Here is a 25,448-nt window from a genome sequence, read left to right on the forward strand (position 1 = left end):
ATTTATAGAATCTTAAATCTTACTCAAAAGCGTTCTAAAATTCACTTTTTCGTCGATAATTCTTCTTAGTTCAGAAACCGGAACACGCTCTTGTTGCATAGTGTCACGATCACGTAAAGTCACCGTGTTGTCTGTTAACGAATCGTGGTCAACCGTGATACAGAAAGGCGTACCTAAAGCATCATTTCTTCTGTAACGCTTACCAATACTATCTTTTTCTTCATAAATTAAATTGAAATCATATTTCAAATCATTGAAGATTTTTTCCGCATATTCGCCCAAACCATCTTTCTTCATTAACGGCAGAATCGCAGCCTTTACTGGAGCCAAAGCTGGTGGAAGCGATAAAACTGTTCTTTCTGATCCGTCTTCCAAAACTTCATCTTTTAGACAATGTGAGAAAATCGCTAAGAACAATCTGTCAAGACCAACAGAAGTTTCTACAACGTACGGAACATAACTTTCGTTTCTTTCTGGATCGAAATATTGCAATTTCTTACCCGAATGTTTTTCGTGCGCGGTAAGGTCAAAATCCGTTCTCGAGTGGATTCCCTCCAATTCTTTAAATCCGAATGGGAATTTAAACTCAATATCCGCTGCCGCATTAGCATAATGCGCCAACTTTTCGTGATCGTGGAATTTATAATTTTCTTGTCCCAAACCTAAAGCCAAATGCCAGTTCAGACGTTTTGTTTTCCATTGTTCGTAGAACTCCAATTCCGTTCCTGGTGGAACAAAAAATTGCATTTCCATTTGCTCGAATTCACGCATTCTGAAAATAAATTGTCTTGCAACAATCTCGTTTCTAAAGGCTTTTCCGATTTGCGCAATCCCGAAAGGCAATTTATGTCTTGACGTTTTTTGTACGTTTAGATAGTTTACGAAAATCCCTTGTGCCGTTTCTGGACGCAGATACAAGTCCATTGCAGAATCTGCCGAAGCTCCCAATTTCGTCCCGAACATCAAATTGAATTGTCTTACTTCCGTCCAGTTTTTAGAACCTGTATCAGGATCAGCAATTTCCAATTCTTCGATCAAAGCTTTCACATCAGCCAAATCATTATTTTCTAATGAGCGAGCCAGTCTTTTCAGCGCTGCGTCTTGTTTCGCACGATATTCCAAAACTCTTGGATTTGTCGATTCAAATTCAGCTTTATTAAAAGCATCACCGAATCTTTTCGCCGCTTTTTCAATTTCTTTTTGCGCTTTATCTTCAAGCTTTGCAGCCCAATCTTCAACTAAAACATCGGCGCGGAAGCGTTTTTTAGAATCTTTATTATCAATTAACGGATCATTGAAAGCATCAACGTGTCCCGAAGCCTTCCAAATCGTAGGATGCATAAAAATCGCCGAATCAATTCCCACGATATTTTCGTTCAACTGCACCATTGCTTTCCACCAATATTGCTTGATGTTATTCTTTAGTTCAGCACCATTTTGTCCATAATCGTATATTGCCGAAAGCCCGTCGTACACCTCGCTAGAAGGGAAAATAAAACCATATTCTTTTGCGTGCGACACCACTTTCTTAAAAACGTCTTCCTGTTTTGCCATAGTTCCAATGAGTTATTGTGCAAAAATAGGCTTTTCTTTTGTCCTAGTCAACGGTCGAGCAGCAAAATTATTAGGAGCCAGGAACCTGCTTTCGCTACTCGCTATCTTGCTTTTTCTTTTCCACTGCTTTTTCCACGCAAGATGAGCACAAACACGCCGCTACAAAACGCAGTTTCGACGATTCAAATAAAAATAAATAATTAGGCAGAGTCAATCAGGGCTAGGAGATTTGGGCTATTGATGTCATTTAGGTGAAAATCACCTAGCATTGTACTATTTAAAGAGAAATGAATATCCTATTTTCTCCGTACTAAAACGAAATAATTTTCCAACACACTCAAATTAATCACGAAATTTGTACAAAATCAAAATTATGAAAGCAGGCTTTTTTCTTTTTATCGCGATTGTTTTTGAAATTATTGCCACCACGTTTCTCAAAAAATCCGAAGGTTTTACAAAGCTTATTCCTACTATTATTACAATTATTGGCTATGTAGGAGCATTTTATTTTCTTAGTCATACGCTGAAAACCATTCCTGTTGGGATTGCGTATGCCATTTGGTCCGGCGTTGGAATTGTGCTGATTAGCTTGGTCGGAATGTTTGTTTTCAAACAAGTTCCCGATCTTCCAACAATCATCGGAATGGTATTAATCATCGCTGGAGTTGTAGTGATCAATGTTTTTTCTAAATCTAGTGCTCATTAATTTTGATAATTTATAATAAACACTGAATAATTTTAGAACAAATTAGAAGTTCAACCGCTCGTCAGTTCGAGTGTTTTTCGAAGAAAATTGTATCGAGAACTTTTTAGTAACTTTATTCAAAATAGTCTTATACTTAAACTATTGTCGATTTTTTTATGCAAGTTTCACACGTTTATATCCTTTTGTGTTCCGATAACACATTTTATACAGGTGTTACGTCTGATATTGATAAGCGATTTATTGAACATCAACAAGGAAAATATTTCGAATCATATACTTACAAACGAAGACCTCTAAAACTTGTGTTCTACACATCTTTTACAGATATTAATCAAGCAATTTCATTTGAAAAGAAAATCAAAAAATGGTCAAAAGCTAAAAAATTGGCTTTAATGGAAAATCGCTATGAAGACTTACCAAATTTAGCAAAGAAACAGTTCAATAAGTAAAACTTCTCGCTACACTCCACTTCGTTCCGTTACTCGAAGTGACGACCCTTCACACTTTTTTATCGCCCAAAATGAAAACTTCCGTCAGTTCGAGTGTTTTTTCGAAATGCAATGAAGAAAAAATGTATCGAGAACTTATTGTGGAATTTCACTATACCCTGCATTTTTAGGCGTAACTATGATGATTAACAATTTTCAAAAACTTATATTAGCTTTGAAAAAATTACTTGTTATGAGAAAACGATTCGAATACAAAACCGTAGAAATTAAATCTAAAAGTGTTTGGAGTACAGAAGTTCCCACAAAAGAAATCGACGAAGTATTAAACCAGTTCGGTCAAGAAGGTTGGGAACTTGTGGCTGTAAAAGTTATTAGCTCGATGGGAACGTCTCTTTCTAGTATGTACACCTTCAAAAGAGAATTATAACGGATTGTCTTTTTTATTTCTGTTCCGTTTCCTTTAATTTTTGTTTCAAATCGTTGATTTGAGATTGTAGAAATTTTATTTCGCTGCTTGTGGATGTGGTTTGCTTGGAATAATGCCAAACCAATTCGATGTCTTTATTCAGCATATCGTGTTCGTATAATTCGTTTTTAGATAAAAATGTGGAATCGTTTAAAACTGTAATATCCAAATATTTCTTATCACCTTTTTTGAAAGCCTTATAGTTTACAATCGCTATTTCAGGTGTCCTGTCTTCAATTTTTTTGATGTATTGGTCGGCTTCAATTTTAAAATTTTCCTTGTTCCATTTTTTTACGGTCAAGAAAATACTCGGCGTTAAAACTAAAATCGAAAGCACGGTAATAATCAAAGTCGTGCGTCGGCTTTTCCCTTGTGAAGTTTCTAAATAATAGCGTTGGTACCCCAAAACTATGCTCAAAATCCACGTTCCAATTCCTATGAATACGCAATTCACCATATAATAATACAAACCGCCGAAAAAATAGTCCCAATTTCCGTTCGCCAAACCAAAACCAGCCGTACAAAGCGGCGGAATACAAGCCGTCGCAACCGCAACTCCCGCAATGGTTTTAATCGCTTCTTTTCGTGTAATCCCTATGAACCAAGCCAAACCTCCGAAAAGCGCAATCATACAATCGAAAACTGTGGCTTCTTTAAACGCCTCCAACTGACTTGTCTCCGAATGAAAAGGCGTAATCATAAAATAAATTGTGGAAGCCAAAAGGCTGGTAATAATCATGATGAACCAATTCCAAACCGAAAGCCGAATCAACTTTTTATTATGAATAGATAATCCAAAAGAAAGTCCCACAACAGGTCCCATCAAAGGTGAAATCAACATCGCACCAATCACTGCGGCTTGACTGTTAACATTCAAACCAATGCACGCAATTGCCATCGCGCAAACCAATAACCAAAGGTTATGACCTCGAAAATGAATGCCTTCTTCAATCTCGTTGTAGGTGTCTTTTTCCTCTTCTTCCTTAGAAAGCCGAAACAGGTTTATGATATTAAACAAACTCATCAAATTGATTTTATAACAAAAGTATGTAAAAATTGGACTTTCGCTTTTCATCATTTTATAAATTCTTTGTTTAAACATGGATTAAAAATTTCTAGAAGAAATCTTTATTTTTGCAAAATGTTAGAAATTCTGTATCGCGACGAGCATCTTATCGCCATCAATAAACCCAGCGGATTGTTGGTGCACAAATCCTATTACGCAGGACCTGCGGATGAATATGCGGTAGAAAAACTAACAAATCAAATTGGTCAAAAAGTACATCTCGTCCATCGATTAGACAGAAAAACTTCGGGCGTTTTGCTATTTGCTTTAGATAAAGAAACCCTGAAACTAATCAGCGACCAATTTATGAGTCGCGATGTTGAAAAAAAATACATTGCGATTTTACGAGGCTGGACAAAAGAAGAGGAAACCATCGATTACGACTTGGCTAACGAAAATGAAGTTATCCAAAATGCCATTACGTATTATCGCCGTTTACAAACTTCGGAAATCGACTTACCTTTTAGAAAACACCAAACTTCACGCTATTCATTAGTCGAAGCAATTCCAGAAACGGGAAGATTTCACCAATTGAGAAAGCATTTCAAACATATTTTACATCCTATTTTGGGTTGCCGAAAACATGGTTGCAACAAGCAAAACAAATTGTGGTTGCAGACTTTCAATATTACGGCGATGCCTTTACATTCGCATCAGCTCAATTTTATTCATCCAGTTACGAGCGAAGAAATCTCAATTAACGCGAGCTTAAACGTCAATCCAGAATTTTTAGAAATTGCAAAAATTTTGAGTTTTGATTTGAGTAAATATCTTTAGATTTAGAAATTATCCTATGATAATAGATTTTTGGTTTTAAAATGAGTATTTTTGTAAAACTTTTCTAGTATGTACAAAAGTATCATTCGACCAATTCTCTTCAAATTCGATCCTGAAGAAGTTCATCACTTTACATTTTCAATGCTTAAGAACTTTGGTTTTTTAACCAAATTGTTTCTTCCAAAACCTATTGTAGATAAACGATTGGAAAGAGAAGTTTTTGGTTTGAAATTTAAAAATCCAGTGGGTTTAGCCGCAGGATTTGATAAAAACGCTGTGCTTTTTAATGAATTGGCGGATTTGGGATTTGGTTTTGTAGAAATCGGAACCGTAACACCAAAAGCTCAAGCCGGAAATCCAAAAAAACGTTTGTTTCGTTTAATTGAAGATGGCGGAATAATCAACCGAATGGGTTTCAATAATGATGGTTTGGAAGCGGCAATTGAGAAATTGAAAGGCAACAAAGGAAAAATCATCATCGGCGGAAATATTGGAAAAAACACCAACACGACGCCTGAAAATTACACTCAAGATTATTTGGATTGTTTCGAAGGTCTTCATCCTTATGTTGATTATTTTGTTTTGAATGTGAGTTGTCCGAATGTGGGAAGTCACGCCAAATTGGAAGATGTTGAATATCTACGTGAATTGATTACAGCAGTGAAGAAAATCAATATTTCGAAACCGAATCCAAAACCTATTTTACTGAAAATTGCTCCAGATTTAAACAACAATCAATTGGATGAAATCATCAATTTGATTGCTGAAACGAAAATTGAAGGCATCATCGTTTCCAATACATCCGTTAATCGAGAAGGTTTGAATACTTCCGCGGAAACCTTAGCTGAAATCGGAAATGGTGGCTTAAGCGGAAAACCAATTCGTGAACGTAGTACCAAAATGATTAAGTATCTTGCGGATAAAAGCAATCGTGCCTTTCCAATTATTGGGGTTGGCGGAATTCATTCTGCAAAAGATGCGATGGAAAAATTGGATGCAGGAGCAAGCTTAGTGCAACTGTATACTGGTTTTATTTACGAAGGTCCACAATTGATTAACGATATCAACAACGAACTTTTAAAAAGAGCAAGTCGCTTACCTAGAAGTACTAAATAAAAAAGTGGGTAATTGTATAGATTAATAAGCCAACTAAACCGCCAACGATTGTCCCATTAACACGAATAAATTGCAAATCTTTTCCTACTTCAAGCTCGAGTTTTTCGCTGAGTTCTTTGCCTTCCCAATTTCCAACGGTTGAGCTGATGAGGTTGCCGAACTGATGTGTGTTTTTAAGAATATATTTGTACGCAGTGGTGCGAATCCAAGAATCAATTTTCTTTTGTAAAACTTCATCATGCTGCAAGTTATTTGCCCATTCGCCAATATTTCGTTTTAAATAGGCTTTAATACTTGAATTGGGCAGATTAAGCTCATCAACCAACGATTTTTTTATGGTTCGCCATATATCAGAAGCATATTGCTGCACTTTCTGTTCTGTTAGAAAATAGGATTTAATGTTTTGCAAGGCTTCATGATGTTGTTTTCCTTCTTTCAATTCAGAAGAAAATTTCACTAGTTTTTGGGTGATTTCATTTCGGATTTCATGATCGTTTTGAATTTCAATATCTTCAAAATACGAAGCCAGACCACTTACAATTTTATCTGCAATCGCATTATCCACAAATTTTGGAATTAAGGAGTAACTTTCTTTTTTCACGCGATCCCGAACCATTTCATCGTGTTCTACAATATAAATTTTTAATTGTGCGGAAATCTGTGTAATTAGTTTTTGATGCTCTCCGTTTTCAATTAAATATTCAATTCCATTTCCTAAAATCTGATCGAAGCGAAGTTGATCGCCCATTTCAACAAGTTTCTGTCCAATGAATTTTTCCACAGATTCATTTTCAAGTTTTTGTAGAATATCCAATATAATCGCTGAGCCTTCTTGAAGCAGCATTTCTTGATTCCTATCTTTGGAAAGCCATTCGCCAGCGATTTTAGAAACCTGAATTTTTTGAATATACGGTCTAATATTTTGTGGAGCGAGAAAATTATCAACCACGAAATTCCCTAAGTTATCACCAATTCGTTCTTTGGAGTTCTGAATTAAATTGGTGTGGGGAATTTTCAAACCTAACGGATAATGAAATAAGGCTGTAACCGCGAACCAGTCGGCTAATGCACCAACCATTGCCGCTTCGGAAAACGCTCTTACATAACCGATCCAATGCGAATCGTTGGTCTTTTGGAGTATGGTGGTTACAATGAAAATCACCGCCATCAGAATAAAAAGTCCGGTAGCAAAAGCTTTGTATTTGAAGAGTTGTTTCTTTTTAACTTCGTCGTTCATTGATTCAAAATTAGTATTTTTGAGTATGAAATTAGTTTTTTCAATAGTTTTTATTTTCCTCTTGCAATCATGTTCGCAAGTACATAAACCTGTTGAAAGAGCTTTACAAAATGCTACTCCTATGAATTCTACTGCAAAAAACAATCCATATTTTTCGAAAACGGATCGTACCAAATTGAATGTTTCCAATGAAGAGTGGAAAAAAATCTTAGATCCGGATTTATATGCTGTGGCTCGCGAAGCAGCTACAGAACGCCCATTTACGGGTAAATACAATGATTTTGATCAATTAGGCGAGTATTACTGCGCTGTGTGCGGAAATCATTTGTTCCGTTCAGATGCGAAGTTCTCTTCAACTTGTGGTTGGCCAAGTTTTTTTGAAGCCGATAAAGAAGGCGTGATTTACAAGCGTGATTCTTCACATGGAATGGAACGTATCGAAGTTTTGTGCAAACGTTGCGATTCGCATTTAGGCCATGTTTTCAATGACGGTCCGCCGCCAACGCATGTGCGTTTTTGTATGAATTCGGTAAGTTTAGAATTCGAGCCTGATGCCAAATAAAAATGTTAATAAAATTTAAACTTTAGTTAAAGTTTTGGTTTTTAAGTATTTGATTATGATGGTTTTGTAATTTTGCATCGTTTTTTAAAGTAAACTTTATTCATGAAGAATTTAATTCTACCGCTATTAGCTACTTTCACGATTGCAAGTTCGTTTGTGATCATGCCGAAAGGTGAGGAAGTTGCTGAAGCAAAAACGAAAATTACAGATACTTTGGCTGTTGATGCGGCGCATATCGATGTTAAAGCAACCACCAAAAGTACAGCAGATCTTATTTACGGTTCTCTTAATTTTGAAAACGAAGCAGCATTAAACAAAAATGTGTTTGACCTTGCCTTTAAAGGATACGAAAAGCTGAAAAAAGCGGGTCAACTTCCTTCGGAATCTCATTTGTTAACGGTTGTTGATTTTTCGCTTTCATCAAATAAGAAGCGTATGTGGGTTATTGATTTGGAACAACAAAAAATTCTATTTCACTCCCTAGTCGCTCATGGAAAGAATACGGGAGAAGAATTTGCAACTAATTTTTCCAACAGAGAAAGTTCGTTGCAAAGCAGCTTAGGATTTTATGTGACGGACTTCACCTATAATGGTGATAATGGATATTCTTTGAAACTGCAAGGTATGGATGCTGGGTATAATGATGCAGCTTTAAAAAGAGCGATTGTAATGCATGGCGCCGATTATGTAAGTGATGATTTTGCTAAGCAACATCAGCGAATTGGAAGAAGTTGGGGGTGTCCCGCAGTTCCGAGAGCTTTGGCTGAGGCGATCATCAATACCATAAAAGATAAGAACGTTTTGTTCATTTATTATCCGAACCAAGATTATTTAGACCAATCAGAATGGCTAAAAGCATAAAAAAAACCAGCATTTGCTGGTTTTTTTTGTTTTAGAACGCGATGTCGAGTCCGATGTAGTAATTCCCTGACATGATGGGTTTATAAATCATACCGGCATCAAAATAGTTTCCAAATGGGTTGGATGCATCCATAATAGGATTGTCTTGTTGCGTATTTGTAAGGTTCTCGCCACCAATGTAAAGTCGCACTTTTTCATTGATGTTTTTCGAGATTTGCGCATTCAAAGTACTAAATGTAGAACTGTATTGCGGAAGTTGAAACTCCGTTGGGTTCATCGATGTATTCGGGATTCTTTGTTTTCCTACAATGTTTAGCGTTGTATCAAAACTCCAAAAACCTCCTTTATCATTTTTCGCCGTACTATAACTGATGTTGGCAAATCCTCTATGTTTTGCCATAAAAGGAATTTCTTTTCTACCATCCATATATTGCGCTTGGACATCATAATATTTGTACGCCAAACGGAAATCAAGTCGAGTTACTGGTGAAAAATCCCATTGCGTTTGGAATGAATTAGCAAACGAGGTCCCATCTAGATTATAGAACATAATTTTATGGGTAGAATGGTCTAAATCAACAACAACTTGATCTTGAAAATCGGTTCTAAATAAATCTGCAATTATGGTTGATTTATTTCCGAAAAGTCTAAATTCTTGCTGAACACTTGCGCCGTAGTTCCAAGCAATTTCTGGTTTCAGACCATAAATTTCACCCTGATTGTTGATGATTTCAATCTGTCTATTTGAAGCGAAATAATGTTGATTTTCCGCGAAAACATTAGCCGTTCTGAAACCTCTACCAGCCGATAAACGCAAAATGGTTTTAGGTGTAATGTCGTATTTGAAATTCACCCTTGGTGTAAATTGCGTTCCTGCCAAATTATGGAAATCAACACGGGCACCAGCTACTAATGTGTATTTTAAACCGGTAAGTGTATATTCTCCGAATAAACCTGGTACGGTTTCCTCTCGTTTATACTGATCGTTAAGATATAATTCGTCGAATTTGTCATACAAGAAACTAGCTCCCACTTTATATTTGTGATTGGTATTGCCGAAAATATCCTCGTAAATTAAATTGGAGAAAAATGTATTTTGTTTTCCGAAATAATCGCGAAGCCCGAAAAAGCTATCTTGTTGATGGTAGGTATATTGGTTCATCCACCCAAGGCTTCGGAAGGGTTTTCCATTAAAAATATGACCGGTTTTATTCCAAACTTGAATTCTTGAAATGTCTATCCCAACACCGTAGGGCGATTGCTCGCTTTGCGCTTTCTTGGTGTCAAAATCTATTTGCCCTGCATTTCTTTTGTCTTTCAAAAAGTTAATTCCAAAATGCGAACCCCATCCAGAGTGTTCTAAATCAGAATAGTTTAATAAGTACGCAACGTTTATTTGACTTCCAGTTGGTTGGTCAAGAAATCCATCCTCATTATGATCAACTTTGGAAAAAGTTCCGTTTCCGTGGATTAAGATACTTTGACTCCAATGTTCTCCTAAAGCAGAAACTAGTGTAATATTAGTTTCTAAACGTGCATTGTTATCAGCGAATAAATTGAAAGTCGTTTCATCTTTTCCTTGATATTTTAAAAGTTCGGTGTTGATTTGTCCCGTGATGCTTTCATAACCATTGGTTACCGTACTTCCGCCTTTCGTAAGCTGAATTCCACCAATCCATCTTCCTGGAATAAAATTTAAACCATAAGCCGAAGAAATTCCTCTAATTTCTGGCAGCAATTCTTTTGTTAAACTCGTGTATTTCTGGTCAAGTCCAAGCATTTTCAGCTGTTTAGTTCCCGTTACGGCATTGCTAAACGAAACATCCACCGTGGCATTGGTTTCAAAACTTTCCGAAAGATTACAACAAGCAGCTTTTAAAAGTTCTTTTGACCCGATATTGAAAACCAGGCCCGCTTCCTTTTTACTTACAGTTGTAGCTTCTTTAATTTTGGTAATAGTAACACCAGAAATATTAGACTCTTTTCCATCGTTTCCATGATCGTGACCGTCATGATTTTCAACGTTTTCTTTTGCAGAAACTGTCGATTTTGAGGGAGTTTCTTCCATATGTACTAAAGGGCTTTTTACCCCTAAAGGAAGTACTCTGTCGTACAAACAACATCCTGGAAGACCTTTGTAAACAGCATCGGATGCAGTGAACATCTCGTTGTCGTGACCAACATCAGCAATTTTTTTAAGAATTTTTTCTGCAGTAGTCTTATTAGGATCAAAATCTAAGGTTACTTTTTGCGTTTCCGCATCCCACGAACTAGAGGTTGCTCCCGCTTCTTTTGCAGCTTTTTCAATTCTTGATTTACACGACCCGCAGTTACCACGTACGAAGTATTCATTTTCCTTTTTTACAGGAATTTGAGCTTCTGCTTTTGGTACATCGCGTTCGTAATGACAACATGCTGGTAGGTTTTTATAGGTTTCTGCAGATGTTTGAAATAGTTCATTATCATGACCTGCATCCGCTATTTTTCTAAGAATTTTCTCTTTTGATGTGTTTTGTTTATCAAAACTTACGCTTAAGGTTGTGTTTTCGGCATTCCATTGCGCATTTTGAGCACCCGCATCTTTGGCGGTTTTTTCGATGCGGTCTTTACACATTCCGCATAAACCTTTAACTTGATAATTTTCTGTAATTTTTTGAGCATTGACGATTCCAAATACGCCAATGAATATCCCAAGTAGTAACTTGGTAACTAGATTTTGTTTCATTTATAAATAGATTAATTATACAAAAATGTTGAATGCATTCCCATTGGAAACATTCAATTTCGAGTGTAATTAAGCTATTTTAGGCGGTTGCCAAATCGATGAGGTAAGTGAATATACAAAAGGGGTTTTGTATAAAAATTTAGGGTTATTTCGTAACGAAATAGACGCCTGAGAAGCATCCGTATCTACTAATTTGGAAACATAAACGAAACACGCAGGACAGTGGTGTGCTGTCGCACAACAATCATTGCATTTTTCTTGATGCTTTTCGTCTTTTTTAATGGGATCTTTTTCGCAGCATTCACTTTCTTTTTCAGAAGTACAACATTCTGTTGAAGTGGAATGGCTTTGGGCATAGAAATTTTGGACTGGCAATACAGTGATTGTCCAGCAAAGGCATAAAGTAATTAGCTTAATCCAAAATTTCATAGGTCAAAAATACAACTATTTTTCAATAAAAATCCGCTTTTGGTGAGAAAGCGGATCATTATTCAATTATTTATCTTAGTTCAAATTCTTTGCTAATGATTGGTAATCACTAATATGATTTTCGTTGATTACTCTTTGAGCGAAACGGTAACGAGGTCCCCAATATTTATCATCTAAAGAAGAAACCATCACACCTCTTGAGGTTGCTGAGTGAATGAACTTCACTTCACCAGTTTCTTTATTAACTTCATGAACGATACCTACGTGCGCAATTCTTTTGCTATGTGCGAAGAAAACTAAATCTCCTTTCTTCAACTCATCTTTAGAAATACGTTCTCCTTCTTGCGCTTGAGATGCTGCTACTCTTGGTAATTGGATTCCCATAGTTGCACCAAAAACAGAAAGAACAAATGCTGAACAGTCGATACCACTTCTCGTTGTACCACCGTAACGGTAAGGAGTTCCTAGGTATGTATCAGCTTCTGCTAGAAGTTCAGTGATTTTTTCGTTATATAAGTTAAGACCTGTTTTCTCAATTTCTTTATTTGTCTTTTCAATGTTCGCTAGAGTTGCGTCAATTGAATTTTCAGAATTAAGAGCGGTTTTTATGTTATTCAAACTTTTCGACGGGATAGTAGAAAGTTTGGCATTTGCTTTGTATGAAATAGGTTCAGAGACAACGTAATTAGTCACACAAGATTGAAGCGAAAAAAAAGTGACGATTGCTGTTATATAAAACAAAACTCTTTTCTTCATATATATTTGATTATCCGTGTTAGAATTATTTTTTGTTAATGACATAGCAAAAGTAGACAATGATGGTCAGGGGGGCTTAATTCTCGGATGATGCCAACTCTATTTTAACACATTTTAACATAGATTTTACTTATGTTAAAGAAAAAATTAGCTGCAGCGCCCTTATAGGACATTGCGGCTATTTTTTTTCTTAAGATTTTTTAACATATCTATAAACCTTATAAATGTTATCTATAATTATATAAATAATGTATCTCGCTGAAAATGAACGGTATGATTGTTGTTTTAGTCGTGTTTTGAACTAAAAAACGCCCTAATTTAGGGCGTTTTTCTTTGTTATTATTGATATTGTTTTATTAAATCTGTTAACGTATTAACGTCATGAACACCGCTGGCTTTCCATAGTAACTCGCCATTCTTATAAATAGCAAGGGTAGGGACGCCTCGAACGCCGTTATCAGCAGCGATTTGTGGATATTGATCGATATCAATTTTAATAATTCGTGCGCTATCACCAACGTTATCTTTTACCGTATTCAAAACCGATGACTGTACTTTGCAAGGTTGACACCAAGTTGCAAAAAAGTCTATAAGAACGGGTCTTTCAGATTGTATTAGTTCTTGAAATTTTTGTGACATACTTTCTTTTTTTAATGTTATACAAAGAAATCTAGCTCAATTAAGAATTTAATTTCTTTTGAAGATTTTGCCATCCACCGCCGTTGTAAACTTCGAATCCAGCATTTTGTAAAATACTTTTTGCCGAAGCGCTACGAACGCCACTTGCACAACAGGTGATGATGGGCTTTTTCAAATCTAACTTTTCCGAAGCTAGTTTCAAATCCTGCAACGGAATGTTTTGCGATTGTTTAATATGACCATTTTGATATTCGGTTGTTGTACGAACATCAATTATTTGGGCACCTCGAGATTTTAAATCTTTATAATCTACCGATTTTCCAAAAAGGTTTTTAAAAAAGTCCAACATGATTTTAGTCTTTCTTGGTTTTTGATTCTTCAATAATGGCTTTCACATTGCGCCAAGTTGTTCCATCATAAACATTGGTTGCTCCGTTTTTCAACAAAATTTCCATTGCTTGATCCGCTTGGCGACCTTTATTACAAAAAACTACCACTTTTTTGTGAGATTTTATTTTGTCTATGTTCTTTTCTAGCTCAGCTAAAGGAATATTTATGGCTTTATTTGATGCGGTTTCTGCGTTAAATTCTTCTGGAACTCGTACATCAACTAAAAGGGTTTCATCATCCACAACAATTTCCTTGATGTCGCCAACGGGTCTTTCAAGAGATTTAGCTGTTTTACAACCGATTAGAGAAAAGGTAAAGATTAATAAAATGATAAGATGCTTCATTATTTGAAAACTTTAGATTGACAAACGAAATCCGTGGTAGGGATTTTTTCTGCATTTTTGATTCCATTAAACCCACCTTCGATTTCCGTGAAATTTCGAATTCCTCTAGAGTTTAAAATACTTGCCGCAATCATACTTCTGTATCCACCAGCGCAATGCAAGAAGAAATGTTCCGTATCATCTATCGTATTTGCCCATTCGTTAATATAATCCAAGGGTTTATTGAATGCGTCGTTTACGTGTTCTGCTTCGTATTCCGATGGTTTTCTGACGTCGATAACCTTACTGTTTTCATTATATTCTGCTGCAAAATCGGCAGGTGTAATTCTATGAATGGTGTCTACTTCTTTACCCGCATTTTTCCACGCATCAAAACTTCCATCAAGATATCCTACGACATTATCAAAGCCAACACGAGCTAATCTTGTTACACCTTCTTCCTCGTTTCCCTTTTCTGTAACTAACAAAATGGGTTGTTTTACGTCAACGATCATCGCGCCAACCCAAGGAGCAAAATCTCCTTTTAAACCAATGTTAATGGAGTTTGGGACAAATCCTTTATGGAAATCTGCTGCCGGACGCGTATCCAAAATTAAGGCTCCAGTATCTTCCGCAACATTTTCAAAATCATTAGCATGAATTGCTTTTAAGGCTGTTTTTTTAACTTCATCAAAACTTTGATAACCACTTTTATTCATCGCTACATTCATTCCGAAATATTGTGGCGGCGGAGCCAAGCCATCTAAAACTTCTTTGATAAATGTTTCTTTATTAGGTTGATTTAAAGCGTAATTGGTTTTCTTTTGATTGCCTAATGTATCTACAGTTTCCTTTTGCATTTTCTTACCACAAGCCGAGCCTGCACCGTGAGCTGGATATACCGTAACATCATCACCAAGAGGCATAATCTTGTTCATTAAGCTGTCATAAAGGAGTCCAGCCAACTCTTCTTGAGTCATACTTGCTGCTTTTTGTGCAAGGTCTGGTCTTCCTACATCACCTAAAAATAGGGTGTCTCCGGAGAAAATTGCTGTTTCTTTTCCTTCTTCATCAATAAGTAAGAAGGTCGAGCTTTCCATCGTGTGTCCTGGAGTGTGTAGAACCTTAATTTTGATTTTTCCAACCTTAAAAATTTGGTTATCCTCTGCAATGATCGCGTCGAAATCAGGATTTGCCGTTGGTCCGTAAACGATTGGTGCTCCGGTTTTCTGACTTAAGTCTAAGTGTCCAGAAACGAAATCTGCATGGAAATGTGTTTCGAAAATATATTTTAAAGTTACCTTATCTTTTTCCAAACGATCTAGATACGGCTGTACTTCTCGTAAAGGATCAATAATTACCGCTTCGTTTTCCGAAACGATATAATACGCTCCTTGAGCAAGACAACCCGTGTATATTTGTTCAATTTTCATTTTAAAAAATTTCTAATTAATATTTTTAGCAAATAGCATACAATTTTGTTTATTTTCTATTGAATTCGTCTATCCTTGAAATATGGTTTCGCGAAGGATGACGTAAATGCCCATGATAAGGACAAACCAGCCAAAAAATGGGCGTAGTTTTTTTCCTTCAATTTTCTTTGCCAACCGAACCCCAACAATAATTCCAGCAATAGATAGCGCAGAAAATATCAGTAAAAAGTTCCAGTCAACAAGGAGTTTGTCCATCGAGCTTCCAAACCCGATTAAAGAGTTCATCGATATAATAAATAAGGAAGTAGCGACAGCTTCTTTCATATTCAGTTTCAGAAGCATCACCAATGCGGGAACGATTAAAAATCCACCGCCTGCGCCAATTAGTCCAGTGATAATTCCTACCAAAAGTCCTTGAGAAATTAATAAGGTGAAGTTAATATCAGTTGCTTTTCTAATAATACTGCGATCGGCTTTCGAAATCATCTTGTAGGATGAAATCAGCATCAAAACCGCAAATAAGAGAAGTAAAAATGTTTCTTTGGTTAAGACGATTCCCCATTTGTTAATAATGTAGTGGGGTAAGTGAGGTAAAATAACTCTTCTTGAAAAAAGGACTCCTAATATAGACGGAATTCCGAAAAGAAAGGCTGTTTTGTAGTTAACCAATTTCTCTTTCATAAAACCGCCAGCTCCAAAAAGACTGGTGATTCCTACCACAAAAAGAGAATATCCTGTTGCTGTAATTGCGTCATAATGGAAAAGATACACAAAAACCGGGACGCTTAATATGCTGCCGCCGCCGCCGATGAGTCCCATGACCAATCCAATTATGATTGCGAAAAAATATCCTAAGTATTCCATAATTATAGTGCAAAGGTAAAAAAGTAATTATTGATGCACGGTGACTTTGGTTACATTAGGATTCTTCTTCAATAAGTATCAATAATTAAAGTAGTGTTGATTTAATAAAGAGCCAAGATTTGATCTTCAGCACCAGCAAACTGAACTGAATCTCCTTTTTTCTTGTTTTTGAATTCTTGATAAATAGGAGCTTCTGCCGAAATGGAAATTACTTCTTTCTTATCTAACGTAAATTTTGGAACCGAAATTCCTACGAAAACGAAATGATTTTTCAGTTCTATTAAAGAACCGTTTTCTACAATTTCATGCTCTTCTTTAGGAAGTTGCTTTTCAACTAAAGTCAAATTATCTTTTGCTTCTTTTAATAAGGCTTCAAATCGCAATTGAAGATCTTTAAATTCCGCTTGTCTTGATAAATCATCGGGATCAATCGTGCTATCCTCGTCCAAATCTGATGCATTGACGTAACGATCAACTGTTTGCTGCATATTAGCAATCACTTTTTTTTGTTCTTCGATAATGCGATTTAAGATTTCGGTGCGTTTCATAATGCGATGTTTAGCGTGACTAACAAAGTTACGAAAAAAAGAGCAGGAGGAAACCGACTTTTGCAACGACATTTTTTAGTACTTTTATCCGTTGAATTCATTTTTACAAAAACAAAACGATGGCAGATAAGGCTAAATTTATTGAAGAACTAAACGCTCGATATACTCCAAAAGGAGAGAGTATTATTTTGGGTAAAGGGATTTTAGATGGGGAAGTGGTGAAGGAGGTTAATGTAAGTATTCCGTTGAAAACGATAAACCGACACGGTTTAATTGCAGGAGCGACGGGAACTGGGAAAACCAAAACCATTCAAGTTTTTGTAGAACAACTTTCGCATGCGGGAATTCCTTCTTTAGTATTAGATATCAAAGGAGACTTTTCTGGAATTGCAGAACCTGGAAGCCGAAACGCAATTATTGATGAGCGTTATGCGAAAACGGAATTGCCGTTCGAACCGCAAGCTTTTCCTGTGGAGTTGATGTCCATTTCTGGTGAAGAAGGGGTGAAACTTAGAGCTACGGTAACCGAATTTGGTCCTGTTTTGTTAAGTAAAATTTTAGGACTTAATGATACGCAAAGTAGCATTATGTCTATTGTTTTTAAATATTGTGATGATAAAGGGCTTCCTTTAATCGATTTAGACGATTTGAAGAAAGTTTTGCAATACGTTACGGATTCTAAAGACGGAAAAGCAGATTTGGCGAATAATTATGGAGCTATTTCTCCATCTTCTCTTGGTGCTATTTTGAGATCGATTGTCGCTTTGGAGCAACAAGGAGCTTCTACGTTTTTTGGGGAACCAAGTTTTGATGTTGATGATTTGGTGAAAACGAGAGATGGAAAAGGCGTTGTGAATATTCTGCGGGTTGGAAATATTCAAAATCAACCGCAATTGTTTTCAACATTCATGTTGTCACTTTTTGCAGAAATTTATATGACTTTCCCTGAAGAAGGAGATTCTGGAAAACCAAAATTGGTTTTATTCATAGACGAAGCACATTTAATTTTCAATGAAGCTTCAAAAGCTTTGCTTTCGCAAATTGAAACCATGGTAAAACTGATTCGTTCCAAAGGTGTGGGGATTTATTTTATCACTCAGATTCCAGGAGATGTTCCAGAAAATGTATTGTCGCAGCTGGGTTTAAAAATTCAACATGCGCTTCGTGGATTTACAGCGAAAGATCGTAAAGAAATTACAAAAGCTGTTGAAAATTATCCAATTACGGAATTTTATGATGCCGCGAACTTAATTCAAAATTTAGGAATTGGTGAAGCTTTTGTAACGGCTTTGGACGAAAAAGGAATTCCAACGCCGCTTGTTCATACATTTTTGATTTCACCAGAATCTAGAATGGATGTTCTTTCACCAGCTGAGGTGACTCAATTAACGCAGAATTCTGCTTTGGTGGCAAAATATGAGCAAGCAGTAAATAAAGAATCTGCATTTGAGATTTTATCCAATCGAATGGGAACAGCGGTTGGGGCCGCTCCACAAGAGAAAGTGAAACCAGTAAAAGAAGAGCCTGGAATGTTTGAAACGGTGATGAAAAGTAGTGCCGGAAGAACATTTACCAACACATTGATGCGTGAAGGAGCCAAAGCAATCTTAGGAATGTTAGGACTAAAAAAAGGAAGATAGAAGAAAAATAAAAGAATGTATAGTATTGTCGATATTGAAGGAAACGGTGCAGGTTACCGACAAGAAAGCATCATAGATATTGCTGTTTTTAAGTTTGATGGACATGAAATTGTCGATCAGTTTATGTCATTGGTAAATCCCGAATCGGATATTACCCCTTTTGTGCAAAAATTGACAGGAATTACACCGAAAATGGTGAAAACAGCGCCAAAATTTCATGAAATAGCCAAAAGAATCGTCGAAATCACTGAAGGAACAACTTTGGTTGGTCATAATATTGATTTTGATTATCGTATGCTTCGACAGGAATTTAAAAAATTAGGTTATCAATTTAAAATCAATACGTTAGACACGATTCCTTTAGCTAAGAAGTTGCTTCCAGAAGCTGAAAGTTATTCTCTTGGGAAATTAGTGAAATCGGTTGGTATTCCATTACTTGAAGCGCATCGTGCAAGTGGCGACGCTAGAGCGACTTTAGATTTATTTAAATTGTTGATTAACAAGGATTCCGAGAATGGAATTATTCAGAAGCAATACGACGAAACTAATTCTAAAACCTATATTAATAAGGTTAAAGAATTAACTCAAGATTTGCCGAATGAAAAAGGTTTAATTTACTTTCAAGATGAGAAAGGAAAAATCCTTTATTCCGATTTTGTAAGCGATATTAATAAATCTGCAAAGAAGCTTTTTAATTCAAAATCAGTGCGTTGGGAGACTGTTCAGAAGCAATGCGAACAAATTCACTATGAATTAGCGGGCAATGCAATCGTTGCGAAATTACTTATGAAATCCAAAGGAATTAAAAAAGTAGAAAAGTTTCCCATTGGTTTGTTTTATCGAAAAGAGAAATATCTCGTTGAAAAATTGAGTATTAATAAAGAACAAGTTCCTATTTTAAAATTCAAATCGGTTACACAAGCCCGAAAAGCACTTCACTATATTTCAAGTCAAGGGAAATTTAAAGATGTTGAGGTTTTAAAGAAATTGGTTGATTTGAAGGGACGAAATGAAATTTGGTCTTTACCAGGAAGAACTCTTGGAGAAAAAGCTTTTTTGATTTTGGAAAAAGGGAAATTGACCGCTTTTGGATTTTACGAATACTACACGCAAATTCAAGACTTAAAGAAATTAAATCAACTAAAATTGGAGATTTCTGGATCAAAAATCGATTTAATTAACGATTTAAAGATAGGATTACTGAAAAATGATTTCGAAATTCGACCATTACCGACGAAATGAGCCTTATTTTTTTCTAAATTTGCACTTGCCTTAAAACAAACTGTTTAAGGAACTTATTATTAAATACCAGACAATGACCGACAAAGATCTTTTGAAAATCGCCGATGAGTTTGGGACTCCGGTGTATGTTTATGATGTGGCAAGCATCAAAGATCAGTACGAAAAGCTTACGTCTTCGTTCACTAAGAAAACGAGGTTTTTTTATGCTGCTAAAGCTTTAACCAATATTAATATTCTGAAATACGTCAAGAACTTGGGCGCCAACCTTGATTGCGTTTCTATTAATGAGGTGAAGCTAGGTTTGAAGGCTGGTTTTACATCGGATCGTATTCTTTTTACTCCAAATTGTGTTGATTTGGCGGAAATCGAAGAAGCGATGACGCACAAGGTGCATATTAATATTGATAACATTTCTATTTTAGAGCAGTTCGGGAATAAATACGGAAACTCGTATCCTATTTTTGTACGTATCAATCCGCATATTTTTGCAGGAGGAAATTATAAAATTTCAACGGGGCATATCGATTCCAAATTTGGAATTTCTATTCATCAACTTCGCCATATTGAGCGCATTACAAAATCAACTGGTGTTAATGTGGAAGGTCTTCACATGCATACCGGAAGCGAAATTAAAGATACCGACGTTTTCCTTCAAGGTTTAGAAATCATGTTTGAATTGGCAGAGCATTTCCCAAATCTAAAATATTTGGATATGGGATCCGGATTTAAAGTGCCGTTTCAAGAAGGTGAAATGGAAACCGATGTGAAATCTCTAGGAAAGAAAGTAGAAAAAGCGCTAGCGGAATATTCTAAAGAAAGCGGAAAGAGTTTTGAACTTTGGTTTGAACCAGGAAAATTCTTGGTAAGCAAAAGTGGAAACTTGGTTGTGAAAGCTAATGTGATTAAACAAACAACAGCAACCGTTTTCGTAGGTGTGAATTCAGGATTTAATCATTTTATTCGTCCGATGTTTTACGATTCGTATCATAGTATTGAAAATGTCTCCAATCCAAAAGGAACCGAGCGTATTTATACCGTAGTTGGAAATATTTGCGAAACGGACACTTTTGCGTGGGACAGAAAAATTCGTGAAGTTCGAGAAGGCGATTTATTGGTTTTCCGAAATGCAGGAGCGTACGGTTTCGAGATGAGCTCTAATTTCAACTCGAGGTTAAAGCCAGCGGAAGTGATGTTTGTTGATGGAAAAGCGCACTTAATTAGAAAACGTGATACCTTCGATGATCTGCTGAAAAATCAGATCGAGGTTTTATGATAAAAACGATACAAACTTGCTTTTCCGAAAGCAAGTTTTTTTATACCTTCCATTCAAATTTTCAAATGAAGTATTTAAGTCTATTTTTTATACTAATTTCCTCGTTGGTTCAAGCTCAATTTCTTTTAGAAGAGTTTGACGATAGCGATAGTTTTAATGAATTTGGAAGTGCGAAAATTCGGTTTACATTAAATAATCCACTTGAATTTTATAGAATTACGTGTAATAATCCAACGTATGCAGAATTTCCTGGGGGCGAACAGAAGTTCAAAGAAGTCCTTGCTCAAAATATGGTTTCGTATTTAGATAACGATGTTTACGCCGTAAACGGGGTTTTTAGTTTTGAATTTGGAATTGATTCTAAAGGAGTCATGAAAACATTTGAAGTAAAACCATCGGTTCAGAATGGAGCGATGTTTTACAAAGACCTTCAGTTTATTGTGAAACGACTTCCGGGAAATTGGAAGCCTGCAACGTGCAATGGCGAAAACATAGATTCGAAACTTCGCTTAAAAATTGATTTTAGAACCGAAAATATTGATCGATAAAAACAAAGAAAATGATGAAAATTAGCTTTTTACTACTTTTTTTTTATTGTCCATAATGGGGAACGCTCAGATTTTAAATCGGTATCCAAAAGATCAGAAAGCTTATAAAGGTGGATATACCGGTATGATTTCAGATTTTAAGAAGATATATTCCGAAGGGAGTTTTGCGGAGTGTGGTGATGAAATTGCAGAAATTCAAGTTGTAGTTTATCCTGATTCGCCAGAATATTATGTTTCTGATCAGCGATATACCAATGCTGAGTTTCCTGGTGGAATAGGAGCTTTTAGAGCTCTTATTGCTCGAAATGTCGATGTTTCGCGATATACAGCAAATATTGATTTTAGTTTAAAAGTACGATTCGAAGTAGGGACTGATGGGAAAATTGATAATATATACCTTTCTGAAAGTTCTGGAAACAAGGGATTTGACGCCGATGTCTTAAGGGGAGTGCAATATGTTACTAAAAAATGGAAACCAGCAACATTTTACGGAGTACCAACTACGGCAACATTCACCCTTCCTCTAAGTTTTAGATTTTAATTGAATTTGCTAAAATAAAATCTGCCATTCTGTCATGGTTTTTCGTTATCTTTGCGAATTAAATTCGTTTTAGGTTTCAGGTTTAATGTTTGCACTGAGCAAACTTTCAGACTTTGAACTTTGAACTCAAAACTTTAAAAAGTGCAAGAAAAATATATAGACGAAACCAAGCAAGGAGAGGCATATGCAATTGAGGAAAAGCCGGAAAATACCAAGAAGTTATTTTTGGAAAGTTACGGTTGCCAGATGAATTTTTCCGATTCGGAGATTGTTGCGTCCATTCTTAATAACGAAGGCTATAACACGACAACAAACGTTGAAGAAGCAGATTTGATTTTGCTGAATACGTGCTCTATTCGTGAAAAAGCAGAGCAAACGGTTCGTATGCGTTTGTCGCAATTTAAAAATCAAAAGAAAAATAAACCCAATCTTACTGTAGGCGTTTTAGGCTGTATGGCCGAGCGTCTTAAAACCAAATTTTTAGAAGAAGAACATTTGGTGGATTTGGTTGTAGGACCTGATGCGTATCGTGATCTTCCTAACTTGTTGAAAGAGACCGAAGAAGGTCAAGATGCAATTAACGTAATTCTTTCCAAAGAAGAAACGTATGCGGATATTAGTCCGGTTCGTTTAAGCGGGAATGGCGTTTCTGCATTTGTAACTATTACACGTGGTTGCGATAATATGTGTACTTTTTGTGTCGTTCCATTTACGAGAGGTCGTGAGAGAAGTCGCGATCCGCATTCGATTATTGAAGAATGTTTGGATTTATGGAATCAAGGCTATAAAGAAATCACGCTTTTAGGTCAGAATGTAGATTCCTATTTGTGGTACGGAGGCGGGCCGAAAAAGGATTTTTCAAAAGCAACGGATATGCAAAAAGCAACGGCGGTTGATTTTGCTCATTTGCTGGAAATGGTGGCTTTAGCAGTTCCGAATATGAGAATTCGTTTTGCAACGTCCAATCCTCAAGACATGAGTTTGGAGGTGTTCCATATGATTGCAAAACATCACAATATCTGTAAGTATGTTCATCTCCCAGTTCAAAGTGGAAGTAACACCATGTTAAAAGCCATGAACAGACAGCATACTCGTGAGGAATATTTAGATTTAATTGCAGAAGCAAAACGTATTGTTCCTGAAATCGCTTTTTCACAAGATATGATTATCGGTTTCTGTGGCGAAACAGAACAAGATCATCAAGATACATTGTCGTTAATGCAGGAAGTGGAGTACGATTACGGCTATATGTTTGCGTATTCGGAAAGACCAGGAACTCCGGCTCATAAGAAAATGGAAGACGATGTTCCTGAAGAAGTGAAGAAAAAACGACTTCAAGAAGTGATTGATCTTCAAGGCGAATTATCTACAAAACGTATGAAATCGTATGTTGGAAGAGTTCACGAAGTTCTTATTGAAGGCGAAAGTAAAAAGAACAAAGACCAATGGAAAGGAAGAAATTCTCAAAACGCGGTCGTTGTTTTTGATAAATTGGAAGGACAAAAATTAGGAGATTTAGTCGATGTTTTTGTGGATTCTAGCACCCGAGGAACGCTTTTAGGAAGTACTGTTCAGTAAGTTTTTATTCTAAAAAGTAATAAATGAAAAGTTTATCCTATATCATTATTTTAGTGAGTTTGATTGGTACATGCCAGTCAGGGAAGGCTTTTTGTGACCAAAATGAGGCTAAATGTTTAGCTTCAAAAATTGACAAAAATAGTTCTAAAGATGAGGTAAAACAGCTTTTGCAAGAGCTTAATTACCTTACTTCAAAATACAATAAAAAGTTTTCGCACATCATCTGTTCAAATGATGCGGTGTCACAAAAAAAACTTGATTTTTCATTTGGCTTTAAAAAAGTAAAAAGCGTTGAAAGTCAACATGATTTAATTAAGAAAATATCAAAAATTCGAAATAAAGATGATTTAACAGAAAAGTTTTTCGTATAAAATTCAATGAAGAAAAGTATGCTTTACTTTTTAATACAAAAACCCTTTAAATCAATAAAAAATGATCGAATTACAAAATATAAAAAACCGCTTCGGGATAATTGGAAATTTTCCCGCGTTGAATCGCGCTTTAGAAAAAGCGGTTCAAGTGGCTCCTACGGATATTTCCGTCTTGGTGATGGGAGAAAGTGGTGTCGGGAAAGAATTTATCCCAAAAATAATTCATGCCGAATCTAAAAGAAAACATCAACCCTACATCGTCGTAAACTGTGGTGCAATTCCTGAAGGAACGATTGATTCCGAACTTTTTGGACACGAAAAAGGAGCATTTACGGGTGCTACAGCAACGCGTAAAGGCTATTTTGAAGTTGCGGATGGAGGTACAATTTTTCTAGATGAGGTGGGTGAATTGCCATTGCAAACGCAAGTTCGCTTGTTACGTGTTTTGGAAAGTGGCGAGTTTATGAAAGTTGGATCTTCTCAAGTTCAAAAAACCGATGTACGTATTGTTGCAGCAACCAATGTCAACATGATGAAAGCCATTGAAGATGGACGTTTTCGTGAAGATTTATACTATCGTTTGAACACGGTTCAAATTGATATGCCGGCTTTACGAGATCGAAAAGGCGATATTCACTTGCTATTTAGAAAATTTGCAATTGATTTTGCTGAAAAATACAGAATGCCCGAGTTGAAATTAACCGAAGATGGCGTTCAGTATTTAGAAAATTATTCGTTTCCAGGAAACGTTCGTCAGCTTCGTAATTTGGTAGAGCAAATGACAGTTGTGGAACAAAATCGAGAAATAAGCGCTTCGAAATTAGCAGAATATATTCCGATGAATTCTCAACTTCCTGCAGTTATACAGAAACCAGGAACGTCAAATTCTGATTTTGGGTCAGAAAGAGAAATTATGTATAAGGTTCTTTTTGATATGAGAAGTGACATCAATGATTTAAAATCATTAACTTCGGAACTCATAAAAAATCGAGGGAATTCAGAATTTAGCCATCAGGAGAAAAATTTGATAAGCAGAATTTACACTCCAGAACCGGAACCAAGTGTTCCTGCAAATTCGCTTTTGTATTTTGAACAACCGACAACCACAACGATTCAGAATCCAACGATTATTACATCGCCTTCCGAAGAAGAATATGAGGTAGAAGATATCGAATTGGAGGAAGCACGACCAGAATCGCTTTCGCTTCAAAATAATGAAAAGGAGCTAATTGTTAAAGCGTTAGAAAAACACAATGGACGTAGAAATAAGGCGGCAAATGAATTGGGAATTTCTCAGAGAACGTTGTATAGAAAAATAAAACAATACAATTTAGAAGAATAAAAAAGTAACAAA

General features: G+C 36.0%; 27 protein-coding genes. 15 read left to right on the top strand and 12 right to left on the bottom strand.

What is annotated here, in order from left to right; genetic code table 11:
• Positions 1–12: 12 nt before the first annotated feature.
• On the bottom strand, positions 13–1,554 hold the full coding sequence (locus AC5XHR_RS08555) for a glycine--tRNA ligase (protein WP_495950355.1): 1,542 nt from the start codon (positions 1,552–1,554) through the stop codon (positions 13–15).
• A 373-nt stretch (positions 1,555–1,927) separates the two neighbouring features.
• Here AC5XHR_RS08555 and AC5XHR_RS08560 point away from each other — a divergent pair, with 373 nt between their 5' ends.
• The 3 genes from AC5XHR_RS08560 (at position 1,928) to AC5XHR_RS08570 (ending at position 3,136) form a co-directional block, all read left to right on the top strand.
• Positions 1,928–2,260 carry a DMT family transporter gene (locus AC5XHR_RS08560; RefSeq protein WP_495950356.1) on the top strand — a complete coding sequence of 111 codons (333 nt, stop codon included), beginning with the start codon at positions 1,928–1,930 and terminating at the stop codon, positions 2,258–2,260.
• Positions 2,261–2,415: 155 nt separating this feature from the next.
• A complete protein-coding gene (locus AC5XHR_RS08565) occupies positions 2,416–2,709 on the top strand; it encodes a GIY-YIG nuclease family protein (protein WP_495950357.1) in 294 nt (97 codons plus the stop codon).
• 232 nt (positions 2,710–2,941) lie between these two features.
• A complete protein-coding gene (locus AC5XHR_RS08570) occupies positions 2,942–3,136 on the top strand; it encodes a DUF4177 domain-containing protein (RefSeq protein ID WP_495950358.1) in 195 nt (64 codons plus the stop codon).
• Positions 3,137–3,149: 13 nt separating this feature from the next.
• Here AC5XHR_RS08570 and AC5XHR_RS08575 read toward each other — a convergent pair whose 3' ends face one another.
• The gene (locus AC5XHR_RS08575) at positions 3,150–4,199 is read right to left on the bottom strand and encodes a DUF389 domain-containing protein (protein ID WP_495950359.1); all 1,050 of its coding nucleotides are present in this window, start codon (positions 4,197–4,199) and stop codon (positions 3,150–3,152) included.
• Positions 4,200–4,316: 117 nt separating this feature from the next.
• Between AC5XHR_RS08575 and AC5XHR_RS08580 the strand changes: the two genes are divergently transcribed.
• Both AC5XHR_RS08580 and AC5XHR_RS08585 read left to right on the top strand, forming a co-directional pair.
• Positions 4,317–5,018, top strand: coding sequence for a pseudouridine synthase (locus AC5XHR_RS08580; protein WP_495950360.1), 702 nt, complete (start codon positions 4,317–4,319; stop codon positions 5,016–5,018).
• A 69-nt stretch (positions 5,019–5,087) separates the two neighbouring features.
• On the top strand, positions 5,088–6,134 hold the full coding sequence (locus AC5XHR_RS08585; protein WP_495950361.1) for a quinone-dependent dihydroorotate dehydrogenase: 1,047 nt from the start codon (positions 5,088–5,090) through the stop codon (positions 6,132–6,134).
• Here AC5XHR_RS08585 and AC5XHR_RS08590 read toward each other — a convergent pair.
• Positions 6,127–7,371 carry a DUF445 domain-containing protein gene (locus AC5XHR_RS08590; protein WP_495950362.1) on the bottom strand — a complete coding sequence of 415 codons (1,245 nt, stop codon included), beginning with the start codon at positions 7,369–7,371 and terminating at the stop codon, positions 6,127–6,129. The genes AC5XHR_RS08585 and AC5XHR_RS08590 overlap by 8 nt on opposite strands.
• A gap of 121 nt (positions 7,372–7,492) precedes the next feature.
• On the opposite strand from AC5XHR_RS08590, the gene msrB reads away from it, so the two are divergent.
• Positions 7,493–7,933 (top strand): peptide-methionine (R)-S-oxide reductase MsrB, encoded by a 441-nt coding sequence (gene msrB / locus AC5XHR_RS08595; protein ID WP_495950363.1) that lies wholly within the window; start codon positions 7,493–7,495, stop codon positions 7,931–7,933.
• Positions 7,934–8,035: 102 nt separating this feature from the next.
• Positions 8,036–8,794: a murein L,D-transpeptidase catalytic domain family protein gene (locus AC5XHR_RS08600; protein WP_495950364.1), complete on the top strand. Its 759-nt coding sequence runs from the start codon at positions 8,036–8,038 to the stop codon at positions 8,792–8,794.
• 31 nt (positions 8,795–8,825) lie between these two features.
• Here the strand turns inward: AC5XHR_RS08600 and AC5XHR_RS08605 are convergent, their stop codons facing one another.
• The 9 genes from AC5XHR_RS08605 to AC5XHR_RS08645 form a co-directional block, all read right to left on the bottom strand.
• On the bottom strand, positions 8,826–11,519 hold the full coding sequence (locus tag AC5XHR_RS08605) for a TonB-dependent receptor domain-containing protein (protein ID WP_495950365.1): 2,694 nt from the start codon (positions 11,517–11,519) through the stop codon (positions 8,826–8,828).
• Between the two features lie 69 nt (positions 11,520–11,588).
• A complete protein-coding gene (locus tag AC5XHR_RS08610; RefSeq protein WP_495950366.1) occupies positions 11,589–11,948 on the bottom strand; it encodes a hypothetical protein in 360 nt (119 codons plus the stop codon).
• 75 nt (positions 11,949–12,023) lie between these two features.
• Positions 12,024–12,704, bottom strand: a complete 681-nt coding sequence (locus tag AC5XHR_RS08615; RefSeq protein ID WP_495950367.1) for a C40 family peptidase — start codon at positions 12,702–12,704, stop codon at positions 12,024–12,026.
• Between the two features lie 339 nt (positions 12,705–13,043).
• Positions 13,044–13,343 carry a thioredoxin family protein gene (locus AC5XHR_RS08620; RefSeq protein WP_495950368.1) on the bottom strand — a complete coding sequence of 100 codons (300 nt, stop codon included), beginning with the start codon at positions 13,341–13,343 and terminating at the stop codon, positions 13,044–13,046.
• A 40-nt stretch (positions 13,344–13,383) separates the two neighbouring features.
• Positions 13,384–13,692 (bottom strand): rhodanese-like domain-containing protein, encoded by a 309-nt coding sequence (locus AC5XHR_RS08625; RefSeq protein WP_495950369.1) that lies wholly within the window; start codon positions 13,690–13,692, stop codon positions 13,384–13,386.
• Positions 13,693–13,696: 4 nt separating this feature from the next.
• Positions 13,697–14,077, bottom strand: coding sequence for a rhodanese-like domain-containing protein (locus AC5XHR_RS08630; protein ID WP_495950370.1), 381 nt, complete (start codon positions 14,075–14,077; stop codon positions 13,697–13,699).
• Positions 14,077–15,489 (bottom strand): MBL fold metallo-hydrolase, encoded by a 1,413-nt coding sequence (locus tag AC5XHR_RS08635; protein ID WP_495950371.1) that lies wholly within the window; start codon positions 15,487–15,489, stop codon positions 14,077–14,079. The genes AC5XHR_RS08630 and AC5XHR_RS08635 overlap by 1 nt, the downstream gene beginning before the upstream one ends.
• 69 nt (positions 15,490–15,558) lie before the next feature.
• Positions 15,559–16,353, bottom strand: a complete 795-nt coding sequence (locus AC5XHR_RS08640) for a sulfite exporter TauE/SafE family protein (RefSeq protein ID WP_495950372.1) — start codon at positions 16,351–16,353, stop codon at positions 15,559–15,561.
• Positions 16,354–16,454: 101 nt separating this feature from the next.
• Entirely contained in the window at positions 16,455–16,901 is a 447-nt protein-coding gene (locus AC5XHR_RS08645) for a hypothetical protein (RefSeq protein ID WP_495950373.1), read from the bottom strand.
• Between the two features lie 119 nt (positions 16,902–17,020).
• On the opposite strand from AC5XHR_RS08645, the gene AC5XHR_RS08650 reads away from it, so the two are divergent.
• The 8 genes from AC5XHR_RS08650 to AC5XHR_RS08685 all read left to right on the top strand — a co-directional run bounded on the left by AC5XHR_RS08650 (position 17,021) and on the right by AC5XHR_RS08685 (position 25,436).
• Positions 17,021–18,541 carry a helicase HerA-like domain-containing protein gene (locus AC5XHR_RS08650; RefSeq protein WP_495950374.1) on the top strand — a complete coding sequence of 507 codons (1,521 nt, stop codon included), beginning with the start codon at positions 17,021–17,023 and terminating at the stop codon, positions 18,539–18,541.
• Between the two features lie 15 nt (positions 18,542–18,556).
• Positions 18,557–19,783, top strand: coding sequence for a 3'-5' exonuclease (locus AC5XHR_RS08655; protein WP_495950375.1), 1,227 nt, complete (start codon positions 18,557–18,559; stop codon positions 19,781–19,783).
• A gap of 73 nt (positions 19,784–19,856) precedes the next feature.
• Entirely contained in the window at positions 19,857–21,056 is a 1,200-nt protein-coding gene (gene lysA, locus AC5XHR_RS08660) for a diaminopimelate decarboxylase (RefSeq protein ID WP_495950376.1), read from the top strand.
• 65 nt (positions 21,057–21,121) lie between these two features.
• On the top strand, positions 21,122–21,604 hold the full coding sequence (locus AC5XHR_RS08665; protein WP_495950377.1) for a hypothetical protein: 483 nt from the start codon (positions 21,122–21,124) through the stop codon (positions 21,602–21,604).
• Positions 21,605–21,659: 55 nt separating this feature from the next.
• Complete coding sequence (locus AC5XHR_RS08670) at positions 21,660–22,145, top strand: energy transducer TonB family protein (protein ID WP_495950378.1); 486 nt, start codon at positions 21,660–21,662, stop codon at positions 22,143–22,145.
• Between the two features lie 141 nt (positions 22,146–22,286).
• Complete coding sequence (gene miaB / locus AC5XHR_RS08675) at positions 22,287–23,723, top strand: tRNA (N6-isopentenyl adenosine(37)-C2)-methylthiotransferase MiaB (RefSeq protein ID WP_495950379.1); 1,437 nt, start codon at positions 22,287–22,289, stop codon at positions 23,721–23,723.
• A gap of 23 nt (positions 23,724–23,746) precedes the next feature.
• Positions 23,747–24,094 (top strand): hypothetical protein, encoded by a 348-nt coding sequence (locus tag AC5XHR_RS08680; protein WP_495950380.1) that lies wholly within the window; start codon positions 23,747–23,749, stop codon positions 24,092–24,094.
• A gap of 61 nt (positions 24,095–24,155) precedes the next feature.
• The gene (locus AC5XHR_RS08685; RefSeq protein ID WP_495950381.1) at positions 24,156–25,436 is read left to right on the top strand and encodes a sigma-54 interaction domain-containing protein; all 1,281 of its coding nucleotides are present in this window, start codon (positions 24,156–24,158) and stop codon (positions 25,434–25,436) included.
• Positions 25,437–25,448: the final 12 nt, after the last annotated feature.

The organism is Kaistella sp. CFF1-2 (assembly GCF_059509915.1).